This window comes from uncultured Sphingomonas sp. (genome assembly GCF_964244235.1).
In the GTDB taxonomy this organism is placed as follows: domain Bacteria; phylum Pseudomonadota; class Alphaproteobacteria; order Sphingomonadales; family Sphingomonadaceae; genus Sphingomonas.
In genome coordinates this window covers 22,949-46,878 of the sequence record NZ_CAXTII010000007.1, presented here as the reverse complement: position 1 = coordinate 46,878, position 23,930 = coordinate 22,949, and the positions used below count along the sequence as shown (strand labels likewise).

The 23,930-nt window shown below is 65.7% G+C and carries 22 protein-coding genes; 15 read left to right on the top strand and 7 right to left on the bottom strand.

All coding sequences use genetic code 11. From position 1 onward, the window contains the following. Positions 1-55: 55 nt before the first annotated feature. From ACFE7D_RS02665 to ACFE7D_RS02630, 8 genes are all read left to right on the top strand, one after another. A complete protein-coding gene (locus ACFE7D_RS02665) occupies positions 56-817 on the top strand; it encodes a class I SAM-dependent methyltransferase (protein ID WP_375393879.1) in 762 nt (253 codons plus the stop codon). 139 nt (positions 818-956) lie between these two features. Continuing rightward, complete coding sequence (locus tag ACFE7D_RS02660) at positions 957-4,823, top strand: PAS domain S-box protein (protein WP_375393878.1); 3,867 nt, start codon at positions 957-959, stop codon at positions 4,821-4,823. A gap of 116 nt (positions 4,824-4,939) precedes the next feature. Next, a complete protein-coding gene (locus tag ACFE7D_RS02655) occupies positions 4,940-5,224 on the top strand; it encodes a hypothetical protein (protein WP_375393877.1) in 285 nt (94 codons plus the stop codon). Positions 5,225-5,275: 51 nt separating this feature from the next. Next, complete coding sequence (locus tag ACFE7D_RS02650) at positions 5,276-5,671, top strand: response regulator transcription factor (protein WP_375393876.1); 396 nt, start codon at positions 5,276-5,278, stop codon at positions 5,669-5,671. A gap of 92 nt (positions 5,672-5,763) precedes the next feature. Continuing rightward, positions 5,764-6,375, top strand: coding sequence for a response regulator (locus ACFE7D_RS02645; RefSeq protein WP_375393875.1), 612 nt, complete (start codon positions 5,764-5,766; stop codon positions 6,373-6,375). Continuing rightward, positions 6,375-6,734: an Hpt domain-containing protein gene (locus ACFE7D_RS02640; protein ID WP_375393874.1), complete on the top strand. Its 360-nt coding sequence runs from the start codon at positions 6,375-6,377 to the stop codon at positions 6,732-6,734. The genes ACFE7D_RS02645 and ACFE7D_RS02640 overlap by 1 nt, the downstream gene beginning before the upstream one ends. 97 nt (positions 6,735-6,831) lie before the next feature. Next, positions 6,832-8,343 carry an ATPase domain-containing protein gene (locus ACFE7D_RS02635; protein WP_375393873.1) on the top strand — a complete coding sequence of 504 codons (1,512 nt, stop codon included), beginning with the start codon at positions 6,832-6,834 and terminating at the stop codon, positions 8,341-8,343. Between the two features lies 1 nt (position 8,344). Beyond that, positions 8,345-10,324 (top strand): ATP-binding protein, encoded by a 1,980-nt coding sequence (locus ACFE7D_RS02630; protein WP_375393872.1) that lies wholly within the window; start codon positions 8,345-8,347, stop codon positions 10,322-10,324. 204 nt (positions 10,325-10,528) lie between these two features. On the opposite strand, the gene ACFE7D_RS02625 is transcribed toward ACFE7D_RS02630, so the two are convergent. From ACFE7D_RS02625 to ACFE7D_RS02615, 3 genes are all read right to left on the bottom strand, one after another. Further along, positions 10,529-12,028, bottom strand: a complete 1,500-nt coding sequence (locus ACFE7D_RS02625; protein ID WP_375393894.1) for a S10 family peptidase — start codon at positions 12,026-12,028, stop codon at positions 10,529-10,531. Then, complete coding sequence (locus ACFE7D_RS02620) at positions 12,028-13,857, bottom strand: DUF885 family protein (protein WP_375393871.1); 1,830 nt, start codon at positions 13,855-13,857, stop codon at positions 12,028-12,030. The genes ACFE7D_RS02625 and ACFE7D_RS02620 overlap by 1 nt, the downstream gene beginning before the upstream one ends. A gap of 133 nt (positions 13,858-13,990) precedes the next feature. Further along, the gene (locus ACFE7D_RS02615) at positions 13,991-14,278 is read right to left on the bottom strand and encodes a hypothetical protein (protein WP_375393870.1); all 288 of its coding nucleotides are present in this window, start codon (positions 14,276-14,278) and stop codon (positions 13,991-13,993) included. A gap of 167 nt (positions 14,279-14,445) precedes the next feature. Here ACFE7D_RS02615 and ACFE7D_RS02610 point away from each other — a divergent pair, with 167 nt between their 5' ends. The 6 genes from ACFE7D_RS02610 to ada all read left to right on the top strand — a co-directional run bounded on the left by ACFE7D_RS02610 (position 14,446) and on the right by ada (position 19,708). After that, complete coding sequence (locus tag ACFE7D_RS02610) at positions 14,446-15,348, top strand: RimK family alpha-L-glutamate ligase (RefSeq protein WP_375393869.1); 903 nt, start codon at positions 14,446-14,448, stop codon at positions 15,346-15,348. Further along, entirely contained in the window at positions 15,348-16,364 is a 1,017-nt protein-coding gene (locus ACFE7D_RS02605) for an LLM class flavin-dependent oxidoreductase (protein ID WP_375393868.1), read from the top strand. The genes ACFE7D_RS02610 and ACFE7D_RS02605 overlap by 1 nt, the downstream gene beginning before the upstream one ends. Next, a complete protein-coding gene (locus tag ACFE7D_RS02600) occupies positions 16,361-17,095 on the top strand; it encodes a methionine ABC transporter ATP-binding protein (protein WP_375393867.1) in 735 nt (244 codons plus the stop codon). Before ACFE7D_RS02605 ends, ACFE7D_RS02600 begins: the two co-directional genes overlap by 4 nt. Next, entirely contained in the window at positions 17,092-17,757 is a 666-nt protein-coding gene (locus ACFE7D_RS02595) for a methionine ABC transporter permease (RefSeq protein ID WP_375393866.1), read from the top strand. The genes ACFE7D_RS02600 and ACFE7D_RS02595 overlap by 4 nt, the downstream gene beginning before the upstream one ends. A 9-nt stretch (positions 17,758-17,766) precedes the next feature. After that, complete coding sequence (locus ACFE7D_RS02590) at positions 17,767-18,555, top strand: MetQ/NlpA family ABC transporter substrate-binding protein (RefSeq protein WP_375393865.1); 789 nt, start codon at positions 17,767-17,769, stop codon at positions 18,553-18,555. Between the two features lie 88 nt (positions 18,556-18,643). Next, positions 18,644-19,708 carry a bifunctional DNA-binding transcriptional regulator/O6-methylguanine-DNA methyltransferase Ada gene (gene ada, locus ACFE7D_RS02585; protein ID WP_375393864.1) on the top strand — a complete coding sequence of 355 codons (1,065 nt, stop codon included), beginning with the start codon at positions 18,644-18,646 and terminating at the stop codon, positions 19,706-19,708. On the opposite strand, the gene ACFE7D_RS02580 is transcribed toward ada, so the two are convergent. Beyond that, the gene (locus tag ACFE7D_RS02580; protein ID WP_375393863.1) at positions 19,700-20,134 is read right to left on the bottom strand and encodes a hypothetical protein; all 435 of its coding nucleotides are present in this window, start codon (positions 20,132-20,134) and stop codon (positions 19,700-19,702) included. The two genes, ada and ACFE7D_RS02580, sit on opposite strands and share 9 nt — an antisense overlap. 326 nt (positions 20,135-20,460) lie before the next feature. Between ACFE7D_RS02580 and ACFE7D_RS02575 the strand changes: the two genes are divergently transcribed. Further along, positions 20,461-21,192: an RBBP9/YdeN family alpha/beta hydrolase gene (locus ACFE7D_RS02575; RefSeq protein ID WP_375393862.1), complete on the top strand. Its 732-nt coding sequence runs from the start codon at positions 20,461-20,463 to the stop codon at positions 21,190-21,192. 5 nt (positions 21,193-21,197) lie between these two features. Here the strand turns inward: ACFE7D_RS02575 and ACFE7D_RS02570 are convergent, their stop codons facing one another. The 3 genes from ACFE7D_RS02570 to cysT are packed head-to-tail and all read right to left on the bottom strand — an operon-like array spanning position 21,198 to position 23,925. Beyond that, entirely contained in the window at positions 21,198-22,241 is a 1,044-nt protein-coding gene (locus ACFE7D_RS02570) for a sulfate/molybdate ABC transporter ATP-binding protein (protein ID WP_375393861.1), read from the bottom strand. Beyond that, positions 22,238-23,065, bottom strand: a complete 828-nt coding sequence (gene cysW, locus ACFE7D_RS02565) for a sulfate ABC transporter permease subunit CysW (RefSeq protein WP_375393860.1) — start codon at positions 23,063-23,065, stop codon at positions 22,238-22,240. Before cysW ends, ACFE7D_RS02570 begins: the two co-directional genes overlap by 4 nt. Continuing rightward, complete coding sequence (cysT, locus tag ACFE7D_RS02560) at positions 23,062-23,925, bottom strand: sulfate ABC transporter permease subunit CysT (protein ID WP_375393859.1); 864 nt, start codon at positions 23,923-23,925, stop codon at positions 23,062-23,064. Before cysT ends, cysW begins: the two co-directional genes overlap by 4 nt. Positions 23,926-23,930 lie beyond the last annotated feature (5 nt).

Sequence of the window (23,930 nt, the reverse complement as noted above, 5' to 3'; positions counted from 1 at the left end):
TCGCAGTCGGCTCGCCATGGCGTACGCTCCGTCCGAACTGAGGGAACCTGGGCTGATGATTTCGATCAATTGGAAGCGAGCCGCACCCGCGATGGTGATAATGGCAATCCTTGCCGCCAACGCTTCGGCGGCACCTGTTGCCACGACGGCGGTGAATGCCGCCGTCGCCGATCCGACCCGCCCTGACAAGGATCGCGGGCAGGATGCTGCGCGTCATCCTGCCGAGCTGCTGGCATTTCTTGGCCTGACGGCCGGGCAGACGATCGCCGATGTCTGGCCTGGCGACTATTGGGACCGATTGTTCGCGGATGTCGTGGGTCCGACAGGGAAGGTTTATGCGGTCCACTTGCCAGAAGCGGACAAGGCCGAGAAGGTCGCGGTTCCGGCGGAGGGGTCGATGCCGATCGAAGGCCATGCCAATGTCGTGGCGGTCGTCACGCCTGCCAACAGCTTCGCGCTGCCGACCAAAGCCGATGTGATCTGGATCCGCCAAAACTATCACGATCTGTACGATCCGTTCATGGGCCCGGTAAATGTCCCCGCTTTCAACAAGGCGGTATATCGCGCATTGAAGCCGGGCGGGCGGTTCGTCGTGATCGATCATGCAGCGCCCGCTGGCTCCAGGCTCGCCGCCACCGATACCACGCACCGGATCGACCCGGCCGTCGTCAAGGCAGACATGGCGGCCGCGGGGTTCAAGTTTGTCGGCGAGAGCAATGTCCTGCGCAACCCCGCCGACGCGCGGACGGCGGCGGTGTTCGATCCTGCAATACGGGGGCATACGGACCAGTTCGTCTACGTATTCCAGCGCCCGTAACGAGCGTCAAGCCAGCGGCTGTGGGGAAAGCATCGTTGGGGCGTTGTTTACCATGATCGATTAGCGTCGGGGGATGCAACCCGAAGAAACCGCATTGCCCACGCCATCGACGATCGCAGACCGGTGGCTCCGGCCATGCATGGCCGGCGGTCTTTTCCTGGTCCTGGCGATCTTTGGCCTCGTGACCAGCCGAAGCACGTCGGGAATCGCGGCGCTGTGGCCGGCCAATGGGGTGATCTTGACCGCGCTGATCGTCGCGCCGGTGTACGACCGCTGGCGTTACGTCGCGATGTGCAGCGCCGCAAGCGTCGCCGCAAACTGGGTGTTCGGCACGTCGCCCTTGATAGCGTTCGCATTCACCGTCGCTAACCTTGCCGGGGTCGGCGTTTCGTACGGGACGCTTCGCCGGGGGGGCTATGGCCACGATTTCATCGACAGCGCGGCGGGCATCGTCTGGTTCGCCGTCAGCCTCTGCTGCGGAGTCCCCGCAGGCGGCGCGGTCGCGGCCGTCACGATCTGGCTCACCGGCGGGCAATTTGCGGAAGCCTGGCTGTCCTGGACCGCCAGCGATCTGCTCGGGATGGCCCTGGCGACCCTGCTGGCCTTGAGCATCGTCCGACCGGAGGACTGGCGGGGCGCCAAGCCAGCCGTCACGTCCTTTGCCATCGCTTCATGGCCCCTGGCCGTCGTGGCCGCCGCCGCCTTCCTGGTGTTCTCGCAATCGCGGTTTCCGGCGCTGTTCGTCCCACTCGCCGTCGTGATGATCGCGACGTATCGGCTCGGCCTGTTCGGCGCGGTGGCGGGGACCTGTATCGTCGCCCTTGTCGGCAGCGGCTTCATCGCGGTCGGCCGCGGCCCGATCGCGTTGATTGCGGGCGGAACGATGATGCGCATCCAGTTTTTCCAGTTCTACCTGGTCAGCGTGCTCGGCACATCGTTGCCGCTGGCGGCGCTGCTGGCCGAGCGCGGCCGGCTGATGCGCGACAAGATCGAAAGCGAGCGGCTCTACCGGCTGCTCGCGGACAATTCGAACGACATGATCGTCCGGCTGACCTTGCAGGGGGTTCGCCGATATGTTTCGCCGGCGTCGCGCACCGTGCTCGGATACGAGCCGGCGGAGCTGGTCGGCAATCCGGCCGCGGGTTCGATCCATCCGGACGATCGGCCGGTCGTGATCGCAACGTGCCAAACATTACTCGCCGGAGTCGAAAATCCGATCTGCGCGTACCGCCAGCTTCGCAAGGACGGCACTTATGTCTGGCTGGAAGCCAGTTACCGGCTGATCCGCGACCCGGTCAGCGGCATGCCGGAGGAATTTATCGCGAGCGTCCGCGACATCAGCCGACGTCAGCAAGCCGAAGGCCAGCGGACCGAACTTGCCGCGCGCACCGTCGAGACGAACCGGCTTTTGTCCATGGCGGAAGAAATGGGGGGCGTCGGGCATTGGCGGCTCGATCTGGCGAGTGGGGTCGTTACATGGTCCGATACGGTGGCCCTGATCCATGGTCGGCCGCGTGGCCATCGGCCGATCTTGGGAACCGCGCTGGACGCGTATCATCCCGACGATCGCGCCATGGTCGGCGGCGTCGTGCAGGCCGCGATCCAGAACGGGTTGCCTTATCGGTTCGCGGCGAAACTGATCCGCCCCGACGGCATGATCCGGCATGTCGTATCGCATGGCCGCGCCGAAACCGGGCCGGACGGCACCGTGACCGGACTGTTCGGCGTCTTTCAGGACGTGACCGACGCGTATACCGCGCAACAGGCGCTCGAACATGCCAGCCACCGTCTCGCCGAAAGCAACCGTCTGCTGAAACTGGCGGAGGCGGTGGCGCATGTCGGCCATTGGCGGCTCGACCGCAGTTCGGGAACGCTCCAATGGTCCGACGAGATCTACAACATCTACGGAATCGGCAGGGATGTGGTGCCGACGGTCGACAGTGCGCTATCGATCTACCATCCGGACGATCGCGCCCGCGTCCGTGCCACGATCGATGCCGCCTTCGCTGCGGGTGAAGGCTATACGTCCAAAGCGCGGATCGTTCGGTCGGATGGGCGGCTCGTCCATATCATGGTCCGAAGCGAAACCGACTTCGCCGATGACGGCAGCGTCAGAGGCTTTTTCGGCATCGTGCAGGACATCACCGAACAGGCGGAAGCCGAAGCGGCGTTACGCGAACGCGAAGCGCGCTTCCGCCTGATCACCGAAGAAGCGTCGGACATGATTTCAGTCCATGACATCGACGGGCGCTGCCTCTTCATGTCGCCGGCGTCGCGCACGGTGCTTGGCTATGATCCCGACGAGCTGCTCGGTTCGGTGCCGCACGACTTTATCGCCAACGACGATCACCCCGCGTTCGACGCGCACCGCGAGCGCGTGCTCGGTGAACAGCGCGGGGGTGTCTCTACCGTCCGGGTCCGCCTGTGCCGCGCCGACGATACGTTGCGCTGGATCGAGATCGCGTCGCGCATGACGAGACTGGATGGCCGGGCATGCGTCATTTCGGTTTGCCGCGATGCCGACATGCAGGTGGCAGCCGAAGCGGCACTGCGCGACGCCAGGGCGCTCGCCGAGGCGGCGGCGCATGCCAAATCGACCTTCCTCGCCAACATGAGCCACGAGGTCCGCACGCCGATGAACGGAGTCGTCGGGTTCACCGAACTTCTGCTCGCCAGCGATCTCGATCCCGAACAGCGTCGACAGACCGAACTGATCGCCGATTCCGGGCGCGCGATGATGCGCTTGCTCAACGACATCCTCGACCTGTCGAAGGTCGAGGCGGGGCAAATGGGTATTGCCAGCGAAGCGTTCGACGTTCGCCATGCGCTCAAGGCCTGCGCCAATCTGGTCCGCCCGGCCATCGAAGGTAAGGGGGTCGCGCTGCATTGCCGGATCGACGATCTGCCCAGGATGATTCTCGGCGACGGTCTTAGGCTGCGCCAGATCATGCTCAACCTGCTGGGAAACGCGACCAAATTCACCCACCACGGGTCGATTACGCTGTCGACGAGCGTTCGGGGCGATATCTTGCGTATCGATGTCGTCGATACCGGGATCGGCATTCCCGAAGACCGCCGGGCGGCGATCTTCGAACAATTCGTCCAGGCGGATACCGGCACCGCGGCCAAATATGGCGGCACCGGCCTGGGGCTGGCGATCAGCAGTCAGCTTGCCCGGCTGATGGGCGGCGACCTGTCGCTTGAAAGCCAGGTCGGCGTCGGTACGCGCTTCATCCTGCTGCTGCCGCTTCGCGTGCCCCTGGTACCCGGCCTCGGTCCCGCCAGGACGTCCACGCCGGCATCACCCGCCCCGAACGACACCGGCGGCCGGATCCTCGTCGCCGAGGATAACGAGGTCAATCAACTGCTGATCACCGCGATGCTGCGCAAGCTTGGATATGAACACGACGTCGTAAGCGACGGTGCGCAGGCCGTGGCAAAGGTCGAATCGGCGGCCAAAGCGGGCAACTCGTACCGGCTGGTCCTGATGGACATGCAAATGCCGGTCATGGATGGGATCACCGCAACGCGGGAGATCCGGACCAGGGGGTTCGGAGCAAAGGCCTTGCCGATCGTCGCGTTGACGGCGAATGCCTATGCCGACGATGTGGCGGCCTGTCGCGAGGCCGGTATGCAGGACCACCTTGCGAAGCCCTACGGCATCGACGTGCTCGGTGCGATGCTGCGGCGCTGGTGCGCCGATCCGGGCGTGTCGCCGAGCGGTACGTCACGGTTCGGCGCGAAGGTGCAGGCGCGCTATGCCGAACGCAGATCGGAAACGCTGGAGGCCCTGGCGGCGTTGATCCGCCGCGGCAGCTATGCCGAAGCCGAACTGGCCGATGTCGCGGCGATGCTTCACAAACTGGCCGGGACCGCCGGCATGTTCGGCGAGGCAGCGCTGGGCGAGGAAGCGCGCCGGCTCGAAAAGGGCGTGGAGACGTGGCCCGATGCCGACCGCGTGGCACTGATCAACGCCTCCGTCGCCGCGATCCTCGATGCCGCGTGAACCCGTGGCCGGGCACGCGCGTCTAACCCCAAGGGGTAATTCAGCGGTGCGGGATTTGCAGCCATAACGACATCATCGGGGCCGAAGAGACCGCCCATGACGCCGGAGACAATGCAATGACCTTATATCGCACCGCCGCCCTCGCCATCGCTATCGCTATCGCCGGGATTGCTGCCGCGATCCCTGCCAATGCCGCGGCCGGCCACGGCATCGCCGGTCTGCGGCTGACGACCGCGAGCCAGGTCGCGCCGTGCAGCACGCCCGAAAGCAAGCAGTGCGCGACCTATCAGCGCGCGTTGCTGCAGATTGTCCAGGACAAGGAGCTGAATGGCAACAGCCGCGCGACGATGGAGAAGGTGGGTCGCCAGCAGCTTGACGCGCTGATCGCGAGCGTCGATTGATCCATGCCGTAATGGCGACCACGTGTCCGCCACGGGCTTGCTGGATCGATCATGGCGCGCATCATCATCGTCGATGACGACGACATCATAGCCGATATCGCGGTCGAGGTGCTGGCAGCGGCCGGCCATTGCGTGGACGTGGTGGATAACGGGTCAGAGGCCATCGGCGCGGTGCTGCAAAGCGAAGCCGATCTGGTGATCCTGGATTACGATCTGCCTGATAAGAGCGGGATGCAGGTCCTGCGCGAAATCCGCGAACTCCCGGGTGCCGATGGCGTGGCGGTGTTGATGATGACCGCGCGCACCGGCTCCCTGTTGGCGCTACGGGCCGAACAGGCCGGGGCCGACGATTATATGACGAAACCGTTCGATCCGCAGGACCTGCTGCGCAGGGTCGAGGCGTTGCTCGCGGGGTTGTGGCATGCCCGGTCCGCTCCGCGAACCTAATTTCCGAAGTCGCATCGTTAACAGGCTGACAAGCATCGTTCGATAATAGCCATTCCCGTGCCGGCCAGGACGCCGGCGGTAGGGACCGACCGGTGGCAGGAACCGTAATCGTCGTGGACGATCATCCGATGTGTCGTCAGGCGACCGCGATGACGGTGCGGGCCGCGGACCCGACGCTGATCGTCACCGAGGCGGCATCGCTTGGAGAGGCGCGTTCGATGGCGGAGAACGCGTCGCTGATGACGCTCGATCTCGCGTTGCCGGATGCTACGGGGGTTGCCGGGCTCGACTTGCTCAGGCGCACATATCCCGCGCTGCCGATCATCGTCGTCAGCGGATCGACCAACCCGGCCACCGAACGCCAGGTCGCGCGGATGGGCGCGCGCGGGTACCTGCAGAAATCTGCCCCGCTGTCGGAAATGGCGGCGGCGGTGCTGGCCGTGCTGCAGGACGGGGAATGGTTTTCGGCTGGTGTTTCGGCGAGCGACGACGAGGACGGCCCTTTCGATCGCCTGCACAGCCTGACCGGTGCGCAGGTCAAGGTTCTCGCAGCGATGGAGGGCGGTCGTCTCAACAAGCAGATCGCGTATGACCTCGGCCTATCCGAAATCACGATCAAGGCGCATGTCAAAGCCATTCTGAAGAAACTGAAAGTGGCCAACCGCACGCAAGCGATCCTTGCCCTGCGCGCGTCGCGCTCGTGATGGCGGCATTGCCTGTTCCCGATAGCTTCGACGCGGCCGCGATCGCGGACCTGCGCGCGATCTTCAGCGAGGTCGAATTTGAACGGCTGCTGTCCGTCTTTATGGCCGAACTGGACGTCCGGCCCCGATTGATCGCGGACCTGATCTCACGTGGCGAGGTGGAAACGGCACGGGCAGAGGCTCATCGTTTCAAGGGCGGCGCGATGTATTTCGGTCGGTTGCCTGTCATCGACCTGGCCGAACGGATCGAGGTCGAGCCCGACCGGGCGTTACCGGCGCTTGCGTCGCTGTTGGTCGAAGCAGCCCGTGCGCTGATCCCGGCCGAATATCCATATCATAACCAGGACAGGTATCGATAAACGAATGATTGTGTGGGGTTTCCCACATAGGTCAAACATTCTAACATTCGCCGAATGTCCGGGCGCTGCCGCCTCCGGTGAAGTGCGGGATACGAGATTGCCAGGACCAGACGACACGCCCCGGTTGGCCTCCACGGGTATTTGCGGGCTCGACGATATCCTGAATGGCGGACTGACTCCCGATCGCATGTATCTGGTGGAGGGGACCCCCGGTACGGGCAAGACGACCCTGGGATTGGGTTTCCTGCTGGCGGGGGCCGCGGTCGGGGAGACCGGGCTGTACATTACACTGGCCGAGACCGAGGTGGAATTGCTTGCGGTCGCCAGGACGCATGGCTGGTCGCTGGACGCGCTGAACCTGTTCGAAATGGTGCCTGTCGACGGATTCGGCGCGGAGCAGGAGCAGACCCTGCTCCACCCAAGCGAAGTTGAACTAGGTGAGACGATCCGGTCCGTCATAGCGAAGGTCGAGGAACTCCGTCCGCGCAGGGTCGTCCTCGACAGCCTGTCGGAACTACGGCTGCTCGCACAAAGCCCGATCCGGTACCGGCGTCAGATCCTCGCGCTCAAGCATTTCTTCGCGACCCGGCAATGCACCGTGTTGTTCCTCGACGACAAGAGCGGCTCCGGCACCGACCTGCAGCTTCACAGCATCGCGCACGGCGTCATCTCCCTCGAACAGACGCTATCGGGGTTCGGCGCGCAGCGTCGCCGCATGCACGTGGTGAAGATGCGCGGCGTCCGGTACCGCGGCGGCTATCATGATTTCGAGATCGAGCGTGGTGGCTTGCGCGTCTATCCCCGTCTCGTGGCATCGGAATATCGGGCGGGAGAGTCAGCAGTCGCGGTATCGACCGGATCGGGCGAGCTGGACGCGCTGATGGGGGGCGGCCTCGTCCCCGGTACCGCGACGCTTCTCACCGGGCCGGCCGGCGTCGGCAAGACGACCGCGGCGGTGCAGTGCATGGTCGCAGCGATGGAACGGGGCGACAAGGCGGCATATTTCCTGTTCGACGAGCGCCTGCCGACGCTGATGATCCGAAGCGCGGCGCTCGGCATGGATTTGCAGCCGCATATCGACAGTGGTCTGCTCGAACTCCGCGCGATCGATCCGGCCGAGATGTCGCCCGGCGAATTTGCCGGGCTGATCCGCGATCCAGTCGAGGAGCGGGGCGCGAAGGTCGTCGTCATCGACAGTCTGAATGCCTATCTCCACTCGATGCCGAACGAACAGTTCCTTGTTCTACAGATGCACGAACTGCTGACCTATCTGGGGCGACAGGGCGTGGTCAGCCTGCTCATTCTCGGCCTTCACGGCGTGATGGGCGATATCCGGTCCGACTTGGATCTGAGCTACCTGTCCGACACCGTGATCCAGCTGCGATATTTCGAGGCGCAGGGCGAAGTCCGCCAGGCCATCTCCGTCATCAAGACGCGGACCGCGCGTCACGAACGGACGATCCGCGAGTTTCAGATCAGCAACAAGGGGCTGCTGGTCGGTGAGCCGCTCCGGCAGTTCCGGGGCGTCCTGACGGGCATACCGACGTTCTCGGGTGAGACCAGGACTTTGATGGCGACCCAGATCGGCCGTTCGGGACTGCAGGATTAGCGTGCCCGACCGGGTCCTGATCCTCGCGCCACGCGGGCGGGACGCGATGATCGCTGCCGAATTGCTCGGTCGCAACCGGGTGGATTCGGTCGTTTGCGATGACCAGACCGCGCTGGTCGCGCAATTGGACGCCGGTGCCGGCGCGGTCATGCTGACGGAGGAGGCGCTCACGGTCGGCGATCAGGACAAACTGGTCGCCTGGGTCGCCGCTCAACCGTCGTGGTCGGACATTCCGTTCGTGGTTCTGGCCAATGGGGCGAAGACGCCGCGGTCGCTGGTCGCGAGCGAGCGGCTGGCGGGGCTCGGCAATGTGGTCCTGCTGGAACGCCCGCTGCATTCCGAGGCGATGATGGGTGCGGTGCGGTCCGCGCTCAGCGCCCGGGCGCGTCAGTACGAACTGCGGGATGCTGCCGATACACTGGAGCAGGCAGTGGTCGATCGTACCCGCGAACTCGAGGCCGCGCGCGAAAGCCTGGAGATCGCGCTGGACGCCGCGGACATGGGCAGCTGGGACATCGACCTGAAATCCGGCGATGTCCGCCGGACACCGCGGCACGACGAGATCTTCGGATATACCGAGCTGTTGCCGCACTGGTCGGTCGACATCTTCCTCTACCATGTCGATCCTGCGGAACGAGCGGATATCGCCGCGTCGTTCGACGCTGCGTTGACTGAAGGGTCGCTCGACATCGAATGCGGCATTGTCGCGGCGAATGGAAACCGGCGCTGGATCACCGCCAAGGGCCGGGTCCGGTATGACGGCGACGGTAACGCGGTCCGCATGACCGGCGTCGTATCGGACGTCACCGATCGCAAGGAGGCGGACGCGCAGCTTGCTCAGGCGCAGAAGATGGACGCGATCGGCCAGCTGACCGGGGGCGTCGCGCATGATTTCAACAATCTGCTGACCCCGATCGTCGGCAGCCTCGACCTGGTCCGGCGGCGGCACATGGACGATGAGCGGACACAAAAGATGATCGGCGGTGCGTTGCAGGCCGCCGAGCGCGCCACCATCCTGACGCAGCGGTTATTGTCATTCGCCCGCCGCCAGGCGCTGCAGCCACGGGCGGTCGATATCGGGGCGCTGATCGACGGGATCGTCGATCTGATCCGGCGATCGCTTGGTCCCCTGATCGCGGTGACGCTCGACGTGCCGCGGCACCTTTCCCCGGCACGGGTCGATCCGAACCAGCTGGAACTGGCACTGCTCAACCTTGCGATCAACGCGCGCGACGCGATGCCGGGCGGGGGTAGCCTGACGCTGTCCGCCGCGGACGTCATTCTGGACGTTCGCAACACGGTGGGTGTGCAGGCGGGGCGATATGTCCGCCTCGTCGCGGCCGATACCGGAGTCGGCATGGACCGGGAAACGCTGGCGCGCGCGACCGAGCCCTTCTTCTCGACCAAGGGGATCGGCAAGGGGACCGGGCTCGGCCTGTCGATGATCCATGGCCTCGCCGCGCAATCCGGCGGTACGTTGCACCTGTCGAGCGAGCCGGGGGCCGGTACGCAGGTCGAGCTCTGGCTGCCGGCGACCCAGGACATTCCCGACAGGGCAGGCGAACCGCGCGCCGAGCCCGTGTCCGCGCGGCGTGCAGCGTCGGTACTGCTCGTCGATGATGACGATCTGGTCCGATCCGCCACGGCGGATATGCTGCGTGATATCGGCTATACGGTCCTGGAGATGCGTTCGGCATCGCAGGTGCTCGCGATGGTTCGCTCGGGGATCGAAGCAGATATCCTGGTGACCGATTATCTGATGCCCGGCATGACCGGGGGACAGCTGATCAACGAGCTTCGCGCATCGGGCGTGCGAATACCGGTGCTGCTCATCACCGGCTATGCCGCCGCCGGCAAGGATGTGCCGAGGGACGTGCCGCGGCTCGCCAAACCATTCCGACAGGTGGACCTTGCGGCGCGCATCGACGAACTTCTGCGATGCACCGAACCGGGCAAGGTGAAGTTGAAGGCGATCAAATAAACCCGGATGTGCCAATGACGGCATCACCATGATCGCGGATCTTTCCCCGAGCTGAAGACGTGGCCCGAAAGGCTCCGCGCGCGCGCTCGACGATCGCCCGATGCCCGGCGGCGGTCGATAGTGCTGTGCTGGCTCCAGCACGCCCTGGCCGAGGGCGTCACCAGCACGCGACGGGGAAGCCAGGGACGCATATTTCGGGTTGGCTTATCCGGATCGCCCGTAAAGCGCACGGGCATCGCGCTTGAACGCCGCACCGCTGTCCGGACGGCTGTAGAACATATGACCGCCGGGATAGATCCGCAGCTTGATCCGCTCGGCCATGCCGAAACTCGGCATCTGATCGACGATCAAACGGGACGCGAAGAACGGGCAGGACAGGTCGTCCCAGCCATGCGCGATCATGACCGCCATGTGCGGATCGGCGGCGATGGCCTTGCGCAGGTCCTGGACGGGGGTGTCGTCGGGCTTGCCGCGATCCCAGGCCTTGTTCACCTCGTACGACAGCGCATGATAGCCGGCGTCGGTCTTCCACCCGACCACGCGCGTCACGAAATCGACCATCGCGCTGGTCGTCGGCGCGATCAGCGCGTCGAGGATCGGATCGTTGGACTGGCGCATCGCCGACCAGGGAAACGGATCGAACGCGGTCACGTTGGAATCATAGACGCTGCCGATCGTCCCGTCGGCACGGTGGACCTCGCGCAGGAAGGTGCCCGAATCGACGCGCCCGCCCATCCGCTGGACGAGCGAGGGATCAAGACCGGTCAGCGCGGTCACATGGCCGACGATCCGGGTCACCGCCTGGGCGTCGGAACGCCCGCGCAGCAGGTCGCTCGCGAATTCGCCGCGCGTATAGGCCTCGACATCGGCCATCGCGGCGGGGGTCAGATGGCCCTCGCGCTCCAGATGCGCTGCCGCCATCGACGGCAGGTCGATCATCCACGGCAGCGGCGACAGCGCGGTCGCGCCGTCGCCCGAGGCGGGGTCGAGATAGGGCGATACCATGATGAGGCCGGTCACGCCGACTCCGATCTGCGACTGCAATTCGTACGCGATCCGCGGCGCGCGGTAGCCGCCATAGCTTTCGCCCATGACGTATTTGGGCGAGCGCAGCCGACCCGCCTTGACCAGCCAGTCGAACACGATCTTCGACAGATATTTGATGTCGGGATCGTTCGCGTAGAACGCCTTCTTCGTCGCGGCCTCGTCGATCAGGCTGCGGCTGAAGCCGGTGCCGATCGGATCGATGAAGACGAGATCGGTGAAATCGAGCCAGCTATCGGGATTGTCGCTCGCGACCGGGCTGTCCGACGGCGCATTGCCCTGCGTCGCGAACGATATGCGCTTCGGACCCACGGCCCCCATGTTGAGATAGACCGACGACGCACCCGGTCCGCCGTTGAATGCGAAGGTCACCGGGCGATCGGCACCACCGCCGACGGCGACATAGGTCGTGTAGACGACCTGCCCGATCTCCTTGCCCTTCCCGTCGCGAACCGACAGCTTCCCGACCGTCGCGTCGTATGCGATCGCCCGTCCGCCGATCACCGCCGACTGCCGCACCGTCTTGTCGGCGGGCAGCGGCGGGAACTTCATCTCGTCATCGACCTTCTTCTCGGTCGTCGTGACCTGCTTGTCCTGCGCGGCGATCGGTACCGCCGCCAGAAATGCGAGGGCGATGCCTGTGGCGATGATGCGCAGCATCACTTTGCAGCCCCACCGCCGGCGGCGACCCAGGCATCGATCTTGCGTTCGAGGACGGGCATCGGCAGCGACCCGGTGTCGAGCACCTGCGCATGAAAATCGCGCGGGTCGAACCGGGTGCCGAGCGCCGCCTTCGCCTTCGCCTTGGTCCGCGCGATCGTCAGCTGGCCGATCTTGTAGGCCAGTGCCTGGCCGGGGATCGCGATATACCGCTCGACCTCTGCGGTCGCATCGGTGCGCGCCATCGGCGAATTCGCGAGCATGTAATCGATCGCGCGGCCACGGCTCCAGCCTTGCGCATGGATACCGCTATCGACGACCAGCCTCATCGCGCGCAGCATTTCGTCGTTCAAGCCGCCCATCCGTTGATAGGGATCGGTCTCCATCCCCAGGTCCTTCCACAGGCTCTCCGAATACAGCGCCCAGCCTTCGACATAGGCGGTGTTGCCGCCGAACCGCATGAAGGCGGGCAGGGCCGTATTCTCCTGCGCCAGGCTGATCTGGAAATGATGCCCGGGTACGCCTTCATGGAGGAACAGCGTCTCCATCTCCCAGGTGTAACGCGACGGCAGGTCGTAGGTGTTGTAATAGAATATGCCGCGGCGCGATCCGTCGGGAGTGCCGCCCTGGTAGGAGCCGCCGGCCTCCGTCTTCTCCTTGAAGGCCGGGACCGCACGAATCTCGAGATCGTTCCTGGGCGTCAGCGAGAATTGTTCGGGGATGCGCGCATAGACGCGCTTCTGGATCGCGTAATAGCCGTCCCTCAGCTCTTCCGCGCTCTTCGGCTGGAAGCGAGGGTCGGTGCGCAGGGACGTGAAGAATTCGGCCAATGTTCCCTTGAAGCCGACGGCCCGTTTCTGCGTCTCCATCTCCCGCGTGATCCGTGCGACCTCGCTCAGGCCCAGTCGGTGCACGTCGTCGGCGGACAACGGCAGCGTCGTGTTCTGCTCGATCAGATACGCGTAAAGCTTCGCGCCGCCGGGCATCTGCGACAGGCCGACCGTATCACGGGCGACGGGCAGATATTCTCTGGCCAGGAAATCGCGCACCCGTTGTTCCGCGGGGATGACGACGTCGCGGATCTGCGCTGCATAGGCCGCACGCAGCCGGGTCAGGTCGGCGGGGGCGATGGCGGCGGGGAAGGTCTTTACCGGACCGTAGAAGGTCGATCCCTCGACGCCTTCCTTGATCAGATTGTCGAACTGGCCGATTACATTGTTCACGACCAGCCGGGGCTGGACGATGCCGTCCTTCATGCCTTGCCGGAACCGCCCGATCGCCCGGTCGAGGACCTGCGCATATTCCGCGTTGCGCTTCAGGTTGTTCTCGTAATCCGCCAGCGTCCTGAACGGCGCGGCGCCCTGACCCGACGCGAAGTCGGGGTAGAAGGTCTGGAACCCCTGGAAATGATCGATCGGCAGGTCGCGCTGGATCTTCAACAGGTCGGGCGCATAGCCCCGGAGCCCGATCGCGGTGCTGTTCTCGAACACGTCGTATGCGATTTTGTCGACGCGGCTCAGTTTCGTCCGGTCGATCGCGTGCAGCGCGGCCAGATCGGCCCCGGCGGCGGCGCGCTCGGCGGCGGTATATTCGTCGGTCAGATAATCGCCCAGCCGATCGGCGTAGCGCAGATCGCCGCGGAAAATCCCCTGGATCGGATTGCGCTTCAGGCTCGCCTCGTCGCTGTCGTAGAACAACTGCTTCAGCCGCGCGTCCGATGCGCCGTCGCCCGGCATCGCGCTCGGCCGCGGCAGGGCCTGCGCAAAGGCCGCATCGGCGGTGACGGTCGATAACAGCAGGGCGGTCAGCAGCTTGAGCGACAAGGGCATATCCTCGGACAGTGAGACCCGAGGGTAGAGCGCGCCCATCTTTGTCGCAAGCGACCAGCCGACGCGGTCGTCCGACCCTCGTTTACCTGGCGATTTCGGGCCGCACCTGTGAACAATTGCAGGTTGCCAAGGATCACCAGTACGAAACCGGCGGTGTAGCCGAAGCGACGACGAGTTCCTTCCAGGGGGCCTCGGGCAGCCGCATCGCGATCGACGTCTCGACCAGGATCGACGCGCTGATCGCGACGCCGGCGGCGAATGCCAGCGACAATAGCGGTCGGCCGAGCTCCTCGTCCCCCTGAAGCCGGATGACCTCGTGGACGACCTTCGCCGATCCCGCCTTGCGCCGCGCGACGGCATCGACCTCATTGTCCGAGAGCCCGGATAAGGGCTGGTTTTCGGGCTTCGCTTCGTCGGTCACCCGGTGTCCCCTTGTAACTACGGGACGAAACGCTGAAGGCGCGCGGATGGGGCGGCGCCTGACGGTCGCGCCGGACCGCAATCGATGCTTCGGTGCGGTAAAGCTCAGCTGGGCTCGCGCGCCGGGTTCGACCATGGAAGGAGGTAGCATCGGACGTGGGAAGCACAGTGAACGATCTGGCAATCCTGTATGAACATCCCCTGTGGTTCGCACCGCTGTTCGCGGCGCTCGAGCGGCGGGGAGCCGGCTATGCGCCGCTGAGACCGGGTGGCGATTTCGACCCGGCGGATGACGGGCGTCCGGCGCGTGTCGTGTTCAACCGGATCGCAATGTCGAGTTTCCTGCGCAGCGACGAGCATCCGATCTTCTACGCGCAGGCGCTGCTCGACCATTGGCGGCGGGCGGGGGCGCGGATCGTCAACGGCCCGGAGGTGCTCGCGATCGATGCGTCCAAGGCGCGGCAATTGTCGCTGATCGCCTCGCTCGGGCTTGCGATCCCGGCGACGCGGGTCATCCACCGTGCCGCCGATGTCGAGGCGGCGGCCGCGACGATCGGATTTCCGCTGGTGGTAAAGGCCAATATCGGCGGGTCGGGCGCGGGGATCACCCGGTTCGACAACATGGCGGAGCTTCGCTACGCGGTTGGCGCGAACGAACTGCCGACCAGCATCGACGGCGTGCTGCTGGTGCAGGATTACGTCCCCGTCCGCGACGGTGCGATCACGCGGATCGAGACGCTGGACCGCGCCTTCCTGTACGCGATCGAGGTGTCGGGCGGCGGTGCGTTCGACCTTTGCCCGGCCGATGCCTGCGTGGAAGGGTCCGCCATCGGCATGACGGCGGTCCGTCCCGGTGCGGCGCTGATCGACGCAGCCGAACGGATCGCGCGGGCGACGAACCTGGATGTCGGCGGCGTGGAGGTGATGATCGACGACCGTGACGGCGTGGCGCGATTCTACGACATCAACGCGCTGTCGAACTTCGTGGCGAAGCCGCTGGATGTGCTCGGCTGGGACCCGCACGACCGGCTGGTGGATTATCTGATCGCGACGATCGCGGAGGCACGCTGATGCGCTACGGATATTGGACGCCGGTCTTCGGCGGCTGGCTGCGCAACGTGCCTGACGAGGGTATGGCGGCGAACTGGGACTATACCAAGCGGCTGACGCAGGATGCGGAACGCTGGGGCTACGACCTGACGCTGATCGCCGAACTGAACCTCAACGACATCAAGGGCGTCGAACAGCCGGCGCTCGATGCATGGTCGACCGCGGCGGCGTTGGCGGCGGTCACCGAAACGGTCGAGCTGATGGTCGCGGTGCGGCCGAACTTCCACCATCCTGCGCTGTTTGCGAAGGCGGCGGCGAATATCGATCGCATTTCGGGCGGGCGGCTGGCGCTGAACGTCGTGTCGTCCTGGTGGGCGGACGAGGCCAGGCAATATGGCCTGCAATTCGACCAGCATGACGATCGCTATGCCCGTACGGCGGAGTGGTTGACCGTGATCGACGGGCTGTGGAGCGAGGAACGGTTCACGTTCTCAGGCAAATACTACGCCACGGACGCCGCGATCTGCGCGCCCAAGCCTGCGAATCGACCGACGGTCTACGCCGGTGGTGAAAGCGAGAAGGCGAAGGCGATGATCGCCGCGCAGTGCGACGCCTATGTCATGCATGGCGATCCGGCCTCCGCGATCGCTCCAAAGATCGCCGACATGGGGGCGCGGCGCGACGCAGCGGGTGGCGCGCCGATGCAGTACGGCATGGCGGCTTATGCGATCGTCCGCGACAGCGAGGCCGAGGCGAAGCGCGAACTGGAACGGATCACCAATGTCACCGACCTGCCCGCGGGCTATGCCAATTTCGACCAGTGGCTGTCGGGTACGCAGCTGGAACGCGAATTGAAGATACAGGAATATTCGGTATCGAACCGCGGTCTGCGCCCCAATCTGGTCGGTACGCCCGAGCAGTTGCGCGAACGGATCGCAGAATATGAAGCCGTAGGGCTCGACCTGCTGCTGCTACAGATGAGCCCGCAGGCCGAGGAGATGGAGCGGTTCGCCCGACAAGTGATGGGCACCGCATGATCCGGCTGGTGAACGTCGGCAAGCGCTTCGCGGGTCCGGGCACGGCGGCACTGGAGGGCGTGTCGCTGGAGATCGCGGCGGGTGAGGTCTTCGGTGTGATCGGTCAATCGGGGGCGGGCAAATCGACGCTGATCCGGCTGATCAACGCGCTCGAACGGCCATCGTCGGGCCGCGTCGAGGTCGACGGGATCGATGTCGCGTCGCTGTCCGCCACCGACTTGCGCGCGCTGCGCCGGCGGATCGGGATGATCTTCCAGAATTTCGGGCTGCTGTCGTCGCGTACCGCGGCGGGCAATGTGTCGTTTCCGCTCGAACTGATCGGCGTGCCCGGCGAAGAACGCGCGGCGAAAGTGGCAGCGCTGCTGGCGCGTGTCGGACTGACCGATCACGCTGGCAAATATCCGGCGCAATTGTCGGGCGGCCAGAAGCAGCGGGTTGGTATTGCCCGGGCGCTGGCGACCGATCCGCGGATCCTGCTGTGCGACGAGGCGACGAGCGCGCTCGATCCCGAAACGACGCGAACCGTGCTGGCCTTGCTGCGGGATCTGAATCGTGAGCGCGGGCTGACGATCGTTCTCATCACGCATGAAATGGCGGTCGTCCGCGCGATCTGCGACCGGGTCGCGGTGCTGGATGCCGGCGTCGTGGTCGAGACGGGCACCGTCGCCGATGTGTTCGCCGGTGGCGCGCATCCCGCGACGCGACGCATGCTGGCGGCGCTCGCGGCGTGACCGGCTGGTTCGCGAATATCGCATGGCCGGACATCGCCCAGGCCTGTCTCGACACGCTCACGATGCTGGCCGGATCGCTCGCGCTGACGATCCTGTTCGGGTTGCCGCTCGGGGTATTCCTGTTCCTGTCTGGCCGCGGGCAGGCGGGATCGAACCGGGCCGTGAACGCGGTGCTGGGGACGATCGTCAATATCCTGCGGTCGATCCCGTTCATCATCCTGCTGATCGTCATGATCCCCGTAACCGTGGCGCTGGTCGGCACGTCGCTCGGCGTCGCTGGCGCGATCCCGCCATTGGTCGTCGGGGCCGCGCCCTTTTACGCGCGGCTGGTCGAAGGGTCGCTGCGCGAGGTGGATCGCACCGTCATCGAGGCGACCCGCGCGATGGGCGCGACGACGTGGCGGATCGTGACGGGTGCGTTGATCCCCGAAGCGCTGCCGGGGCTCATCGCCGGGGCGACCGTCACCGCGGTGGCTTTGGTATCGTTCACCGCGATGGCGGGCGTGGTCGGAGCCGGGGGGCTGGGCGACCTGGCGATCCGTTTCGGCTATCAGCGGTTCCAGACCGATGTGATGGTGGTGACGGTGGTGCTGCTCGTGCTGCTGGTCCAGGCCATCCAGTTCGCGGGCGACCGGCTCACCCGTCATTTCACCCGACGCTAGGATATCTCGATGGAACGGCTTCTCCTCTCCGCGATCCTGCTGACGCTCGCCGCCTGCGGGGGCGCGTCGAAGGACGATGCCGGTACGCTGACCATCGCCGCGACCGCGGTGCCGCATGCCGAGATATTGGAGTCGGTGAAACCCGTCCTGGCGAAGGAAGGCGTCGACCTGAAGATCCGCGTCTTCAACGATTATGTTCAGCCCAATCTGCAGGTCGATCAGCGCCAGATCGACGTGAACTACTTCGAGACCAAGCCGTATCTGGACGAGTTCAACCGGTCGCGCGGCACGCATCTCGTCACCTATGCGGGCATCCATGTCGAACCTCTGGGTGCCTATTCGCACAGGTGGAAACGGATCGCGGACGTGCCGCACGGCGCGGTCGTCGCCATCCCCAACGAACCGAGCAATGGCGGCCGCGCGCTGCTGCTGCTGCAAAAAGCTGGGCTGATCCGCTTGCGTCATCCGACCGATCCGCTGGCGACGGTGCACGACATCGTCGGCAACCCGAGAGCGCTGGTATTCAAAGAACTGGAAGGCGCGACCCTGCCGCGTACGTTGGACGAGGTCGACCTGGCGCTGATCAACACCAATTACGCGCTGGATGCCCGGCTCAACCCGCTGCGCGATGCGCTGATCATCGAGGACGCGCATTCGCCCTATGTGAACTTCGTCGTCGGCCGCCCCGGTGGCGAGAAGGACCCGCGCGTCGTGAAACTGATCGCCGCGCTCCGCAGCCCGGCCACCCGCCGGTTCATCGAGGATCGTTACAAGGGCGCGGTGCTGCCGGCGTTCTGATCGTTTGATACGACAGCAAGCGCCGGAGTGTTGTCCCATCATGCGTCGGCCATGGACGGGATATCGAGAAACCGACGAAGGACTGGCCGTGACCGCAACCGCAACCGCTAACGACACCCGATCGGACCCACGCTGGGAACGCGTGCTCGCCCGCGACCCGAATGCCGATGGCATATTCTGGTATTCGGTCGCGACCACCGGCGTGTATTGCCGGCCGTCCTGCCCCTCGCGCGCGGCGAACCCCGGCAACGTCGCGTTGCACGATACGCTCGCCGAGGCGCAGGCGACGGGCTTCCGGGCGTGCAAGCGCTGCCGACCGGACGACCCTTCGTCGGCCACTACCGCCACCATCGCTGCCGCCTGTCGCCTCATCGAGGCGCGGGAGGACATCCCCTCGCTGACCGAGATGGCGACCATAGTCGGTCTTAGCCCGACCTATTTCCACCGCTTGTTCAGGCGCACGACGGGACTGACGCCGAAGGGCTATGCCGCCGCTCGCCGGGCGGAGCGGGTCCGTGGCGCGCTCGCAAAGGACGGCAGCATCACCGGTGCGATCTACGACGCGGGGTATAATAGCAGTGGGCGGTTCTACGCACAGGCTGCCGGCACGCTCGGCATGACGCCGACGCGGTACAAGGCCGGCGGCACCGACGAGGTGCTCCGCTTCGCCATCGGCCAATCGTCGCTGGGCGCGATCCTGGTCGCGTCCAGCGAGACGGGAGTCGCCGCAATCCTGATCGGCGACGATCCGGGGGTGTTGGCCGAGGATCTGCAGGACCGGTTTCCGCGCGCGACCCTGGTGGGCGACGATGCGGCGTACGAACAGCTGGTTGCCCGGGTGGTCGGCCTGGTGGAGGCTCCCGGTCTGGCGATCGACCTGCCGCTCGACATCCGCGGCACCGCTTTCCAGCAGCGCGTCTGGCAGGCGCTGCGCGACATCCCCGCAGGCCGTACGATGACCTATGCCGAACTTGCCGTGCATATCGGTTCGCCGGCCTCGGTGCGCGCCGTGGCGGGGGCGTGCGCGGCGAACACCATCGCGGTCGCCATACCATGCCACCGCGTCGTTCGCACCGATGGCACGCTGTCGGGATATGCCTGGGGCGTCGAGCGCAAGCGAACGCTGATCGCGCGCGAGGCCACGTTAGCCTGATCGGTCGCGCTGCGCGCGATCGACGGTCTGCCGATCGGTGTCTCCCGCGCCGATCGCCCGGACACGCGCCAGCGCCTTGCCCGGCCCGGGCGTCGCGAGCGCGCGGGTGATCGCTTCGTCGAAATCGCCGTTTTCGACCGCCAGCCTCTGCCGGTCGAGAAAGGATTTGAAATCGTCCGGCGCGATATCGTTCATGTCCCGGCCGTCCAGCTGGATCGTCTCGCCGTTCAGTCGCAGCTCGAACGACAGACCTTCGCCGCCGACCTTGGCCAGGCCATCCGACCCCTCGGCGGCGAAACTGGACCGGCCCGGTTCTGCCCCCTCGATCGCCGCGATCAGTTCGGCGCGCGCCGCATTCAGATCGTGCCCGACCCCGCCATCGGCATCGTCGGGGGTAGCGGCTGCAATCAGATCGTCTGCGGGCATGTCATCCTCCATCTCTGCATGGCTAACGCCCCGGCGTCGGAAAAGTGACGTAGGTGACGGCGAAATCGTCCGCGTTGCCTGTGCATAGAGTGAGTCCCGTCAGTCGCGAGTCGGCGGCTGTTTCACCGCGTTCGACGCAGTTCGCCGCCGCCTATTGGCAAGCGAATCGATCTTCGTCTCCGCGTGCCGCGCCGGCTGTTCGTCCCGGCGCATCGCCATTGTATACCAACGCAGTGGGATATACTTTTGAACTTGGGGAATGTGATGCCAGCGTCGCTGCCTCTCGGCGTCGGTGGTCATGATCCTCGAACGACAGGAGAGGCGCGATGGGTTCTTTTGCACCGCACGAAGCCGTTCGACCGACGATCCTGACCGTGCCGGGACTGGGTGGGTCGGGCCCATCGCATTGGCAGACCCTGTGGGAGGCATCGCTGCCCGGCGTGGTGCGGGCCGATCTGGGCATGTGGAACACGCCGCATCGCAACAGCTGGGTGACGAAGCTGGACGAAGCGATCCGACAGGCGGGTGCGCCGGTCATCCTGGTTGCGCACAGCCTGGGATGTCTGGCGGTGGCGTGGTGGGCGCAGCTCAGTCCGCAACCTTATGGCTGGCCCGTCGCCGGGGCGCTGCTGGTCGCGCCGGCGGATGTCGACCGCGCAGGTGCCCCCGACGAATTGACCGCGCTCGCGCCGAGCCCGCGGACGCCGCTGCCGTTTCCGTCGTTGCTGATCGCCAGCGCCGACGATCCCTGGATAACGCGCGACCGCGCGCATAGCCTGGCGGCGGAGTGGGGCAGTCATTTCGTCGATATCGGCAATGCCGGCCATATCAACGCCGCCAGCGGAATCGGGCTGTGGCCGGAGGGTCTTGAATTGCTCGACCGCGTCGTTGCCGCTGCGGGCAATGGCGCGGGGCGGGCGCCGGGGGCGGGCGATGCGCGCGCGATCCTGGCGCGGCGCGGTGAGCAGCCCCGGTTTGCGGGGGCGAAGGAGATCGGCCCGTGGCGTTCGGACCGGGCTTCGGCGCTCTCGATGGATTGGCATGGTCGGGTGGAATAAGCGCGTCAGCTGGCTGCCGCGGGATAGAGAAACGCCCGGGTCGGCTGGATTCCGATCTGCTGCCCTTGTCGAAGACCCTCGCCGTTCGGCACGTCGATCTCGACTCGCCGATCCTGGCCTGCCACCTCACCCTCGATGCGAACGCCACCGCCGCGTTGGCGGATGCTGGCGATCGTGACCGGGATCGCATCCGATTCGTTCGACAACGCGACATCGTGCGGCCGGAAGCAGAGATCGGCCGGACCGTCCGCCGGTACCGGTCCCGGCAGCGACAGCGTCCGCTCTCCCAAAATCGTCCGGCCGCGGGCGATGTCCACCGAAATGCAGTTCGCCTCGCCCACGAAATCGAACACGAACGCGCTGGCGGGGCGGGCGTAGATGTCCGCGGGCCGATCGATCTGTTCGATCCGACCCTCGCGCATCACGACCACCCGGTCCGCGAGTTCGAGCGCCTCGTCCTGATCGTGCGTGACGAAGACCGAAGTCAGCCCCATGCGCTCATGCAGTTCGCGCAGCCAGCGACGCAGATCCTTGCGGACCTTCGCATCCAGCGCGCCGAACGGCTCGTCGAGCAGCAACAGCCGTGGATCGACCGCGAGCGCGCGCGCAAGCGCCACCCGCTGCCGCTGCCCGCCGGACAGTTGCGAGGGATAGCGCGTGCCGAGTTCACCCAGCTGGACCAGGTCGAGCAGTTCCCGTGCTCGCGCGGCGATAGCGTTTCGGCTCGGCCGGTCGCGCCGTCGCCGCACGGTCAAACCAAATGCGACATTGTCCGCCACCGTCATATGCTGGAACAGCGCATAATGCTGGAACACGAAGCCGATCCGGCGATCCGCGACCGCCTTTCGAGTCACGTCCTCGCCATCGAAATGCATGCTGCCGGTATCGGGGAATTCCAGACCGGCCATGATCCGAAGCAGCGTCGTCTTGCCCGACCCCGACGGGCCGAGCAACGCGAGGAACTCGCCCGGCTGCGCCTCCAGATCGATCTGCCGAAGCGCATCGACCGTGCCGAACGCCTTTCCGACGGCTTTCAGGGCGATGCTCATAAATGCCCCTTCCCGCCGATATCATAGCGCCATTCGAGCACGCTCTTCACGACGAGCGTGACGAGCGCGAGCAAGGCGAGCAGCGACGCGACCGCAAACGCGGCGGCGAAGCTGTATTCATTGTACAGCACCTCGACCTGCAACGGCATCGTGTTGGTTTCGCCGCGGATATGACCCGACACGACCGATACCGCGCCGAATTCGCCCATTGCCCGCGCATTGCACAGCAGCACGCCGTACAGCAGCCCCCAGCGGATATTGGGCAGCGTCACCCGCCAGAACATCTGCCACCCGCCCGCGCCGAGCGACAGCGCCGCCTCCTCCTCGCCGCGGCCCTGTTCGGCCATCAGCGGGATGAGTTCGCGAGCGACGAAAGGAAAGGTTACGAAGATCGTCGCCAGTACGATGCCCGGCACCGCGAACACGATCCGGACATCGTGGCTGACCAGCCACCCGCCGAACCAGCCCTGCGCACCGAAGATCAGCACGTACACGAGCCCCGCGACGACGGGCGAGACGGAGAAGGGCAGGTCGATCAGGCTGATGACGAATGCCTTGCCGCGAAAGTCGAACTTGGTCAGCGACCAGGCCGCGGCAAGACCGAATGCGACGTTCACCGGCACGCTGATCGCGGCCACCAGAAGGGTCAGCCAGATCGCCGAGCGGGCATCGGCGTCGGCGATCGCGGCGACATAGGCGTCGAACCCCTTCGCCAGCGCCTGGACGAAGACGAGGATGAGCGGCAGCAGGAGAATGAGCGCGAGATAGGCGAGCGCGATGCCGATCAGGACCGGCCGCGCACGCCGGGGCCGCGACAGGGTCATGTCGCGCTCCGCCGCCGCATCCAGACCTGCAGCCCGTTGATGACCAGCAGCATCGCGAAGGACGCCGCCAGCATGATCGTAGCGATGGCGGTGGCACCCGCATAATTATATTGTTCGAGTTCGCTGACGATCATCAACGGTGCGATTTCGGACACATAGGGCATGTTGCCGGCGATGAAGATGACCGATCCATATTCGCCGATGCCGCGCGCGAAGGCGAGTGCGAAGCCGGTGAGCAAAGCCGGCAGGATCGACGGCAGGATCACCCGGCGAAACGTCTGGAACCCGCTCGCGCCAAGCGTCGCTGCGGCTTCCTCGACGTCCTTCGCCAGGTCGGCCAGCACCGGCTCCACCGATCGCACGACGAAGGGCAGGCCGATGAACAGCAACGCGACGACCACACCCACGGGCTTGAATGCGATCTGGATGCCGAGCGGCACCAGCAGCCGCCCGATCCAGCCATTGGGGGCGTAGAGCGCGGTCAGCGCGATCCCCGCCACGGCGGTCGGCAAGGCGAAGGGCAGATCGACCAGCGCGCTGACCACGCGGCGCGCAGGGAAACGGTAGCGGACCAGCACCCAGGCGACGAGCAGACCGAAGGCGGTATTCACACCTGCCGCGAGGAACGCCGCACCGAAGCTCAGCCGGTACGCCGCCACCGCCCGCGCGGAAAAACCGACCGCGACGAACGCACCCCAGCCGAGCCCCGCCGCGCGCACGAACAACGCGGACAGCGGGACCAGGACGATGAGACACAGCCACACAATGCTGAACCCGAAGGTCAGTCCGAATCCCGGCAACAGCGTGCGTCGCCGCTGGGTCGGCACGCGCCAGCGTCGCGGCAATGTCGTGACTGGCATCCGCG